The 2,440-nt window shown below is 68.7% G+C and carries 2 protein-coding genes; one reads left to right on the forward strand and one right to left on the reverse strand.

Translation table 11 applies throughout. The annotated features are described in order from the left end of the window. A partial coding sequence (locus Q7A36_RS39330; protein WP_305109236.1) for a DMT family transporter occupies positions 1-781 on the forward strand: 781 nt, incomplete at its 5' end. Positions 782-856: 75 nt separating this feature from the next. Here Q7A36_RS39330 and Q7A36_RS39335 read toward each other — a convergent pair. Next, on the reverse strand, positions 857-2,257 hold the full coding sequence (locus Q7A36_RS39335) for a hypothetical protein (protein WP_305109237.1): 1,401 nt from the start codon (positions 2,255-2,257) through the stop codon (positions 857-859). Between the last annotated feature and the right edge of the window lie 183 nt (positions 2,258-2,440).

Genomic DNA, 2,440 nt, shown 5'->3' on the forward strand with positions numbered 1-2,440 from the left:
TGGGACCTTGCTGTTGCTGCTCTGCCTGCGTGGCCCGGGACGGCGGTTCCTGCCGCGCCGGGAGGAGTGGCGCGGCGTGCTCGCGCTCAGCCTGCTGATCATGGTGGTCTTCCCCTTCGCGCTGATCGCCGGCGTGATGCTGGTCGGGCCGGGGCAGGCTGCAATCCTGAACTACACCATGCCGCTCTGGGCCTCGCTGCTCGCCGTGCCGGTGCTGGGCGAGCGGCTGGACCGCCGCACCCTGATGGCACTCGGCCTCGGGCTGGCGGCCGTGCTGCTGGTGCTGGCGGGCACCACGGGAGCTGAGGGCCCGAGCGGCCTCGGCGTGGCGCTCGGCCTAGCGGCGGGTGCCACCTTCGGCGCCGGCACGGTACTGAGCAAGAAACTGCGCTTCCGCAGCCCCGTCCTGCTGATCACCGCTTGGCAGCTACTGCTGGGAACGCCGCCAGCCTTTGCCGTGTGGCTGGTGCTGCACGACCATATCTACCTGTACCCGGAGGCGGAGCGCGGGCTGTTCGGCCTGTTCTACATGGTCGTCTTCGCCAACGCGCTGGCCTACGCCGCATGGTTCCCCGTCGTAGGGCGGCTGAAGGCCAGCGTCGCCAGCCTCTCCCTGCTGGTGGTGCCCTGCATCGGCGTCGCCAGCAGCGCGCTGCTCGTGCAGCGCCGGATCGGCGCCTTCGACGTGGCGGCCCTGGCCTGCGTGCTGGGTGCGATCGCGCTGGTGGTCCGGCGGCCCGCGGCACTGCGAGTGGAGGAGACGCGTCGGCAGACCGGCTGACATGGTGCCAGTGGTACCCACAGATCGAAGAGTACCGTCAAAATGGCGGATCCGGCCAGCGAGCGAGTCACGTCCTCATTGGCGCAGTGCCTCGACGCCCAGCTCACGCCACATCCAGCCGAAGTCATACTCACCGATCGGGTCCCTGGCCGGCCGCTTCGCCGAGTGGTTCTCCAGCGTCTTGAGCCAGGCCACGACTTTTTCGCGCCCTTTCGGCGTCTTCGCCGCCGCGCGAGGCGACTTGCCGCCGAGAGAAGGAATTGGCTGGTCGAGAATGTGCCGGTAGTGGTCCTCCAAGCTCTGGCGAATCAGCGCGCGCTCCTCTTCTGGCGACAGACCGCTCGGCTTCGGGGGCGGCCGCTCCGTTTCCAGCATCTGCTCGAGGTCGGTCCGCTCGGTGAGGGGGGAGCCGACCAATCCGGCCAGCACGGGTTCGAGCAGCGCCCGGCCGCGCTCTGCCCGGGCCATGGAGTTCACCTCCAGTGACAGCCGACGACCCTTCAGTGCCAGCGTGCCGAGCACCAACGAGCCGTCCTCCATGGTGCTGAAGAAGGTCGTGGCCTTTCGCCGGCGCGGTGCGGACCGCGGCTTCGCCCCAGGCTCGTCCAACCAGTTCCAGAAGCCCGGGTCCTCCTGCCGGAAGCCGGGGATGGCGGCCAGAGCCTGGCGGACGTGCTCGGGCTTGGCCTTCGGCAGTAAGGGAAAGTGCAGCGTAATGAAGTCGAGCGGGTCGCCCTCGCTGTTCAGCAGCTCCGGCCGGTTCTGGCCCTGTGCCGCCTTGAGGCCGGCATCGAGCCAGAGGTTCGTGACCATGAAGGCAGCGCCGGCGAGCAGCAGGTCCGGGGTCATCATCTCGGCCAGCGTCTTGGCGTCCGCCTCGATGCCGAACTCCTGCGCGATCGCTGCCACGTCTCGGGGCGCCTTCGTGCGGGTCTTCCGGAGCGAGGCGAGCAACGCCTCGCTGGTGTCGTGATCGAACAGCATGAGCGTGCCGCTGATCACGGCGCCCTCGCGCAAGGGGATCACCCGCGTGGCGATGCGGTCCCACTGTCGCAGCCCCTGTGAGCCCAGCTTCTCCGAGACACGCACCGGCTCGTCGCCCCGAACCAGGTCGCGCAGCAGGATCGACTCCCCCGGCACGAGCCCGCTCACCTCGTAGAGGCTGATTGTCGCTCGGCGCAGGCCCGCGATGTACTCCCGTGCGGAGGCGCCCTCCTTCCAGCCGCGCCGACGGAGGTAGTCGTCCGCAAGGTTGCGGTTGCCGGGGAGATCGGTGGCGACCAAGTCCTCGAAAGCGGCGCCCCAGACCACCGTGGCGGCATCTTCGCCGAGGACGTCCGCGATCTCGTCTACATCGATCCCGGCCGCCTCGCAGGCCTTCGCGCGATGGCGGTCGATGAACTCGGCCAGGGTACCACGCCACTCGTCCCGCTTGGCCCAGGCGATCAATCCGGCGATGTCGTGCGGTTTGGACAAGGCGACCGCCTCCGATCGGGGTGGAGGAGCATGGTCTATCGGCGCTCCGCGAGGGGCAAGGGGTTGAGGGGAGCGAGCGGGATTCGGTGCTCAGCTTCGTCCGGCAGGCGATGCGTTCGCTGAATCGAGCGCCGGCGCCGCAGGTCAAAGCTGTTCGTTTTCAACAAAATAGACCTTGTTGGA

This window comes from Paracraurococcus lichenis (assembly GCF_030657435.1).
In the GTDB taxonomy this organism is placed as follows: Bacteria; Pseudomonadota; Alphaproteobacteria; order Acetobacterales; family Acetobacteraceae; genus Paracraurococcus; species Paracraurococcus lichenis.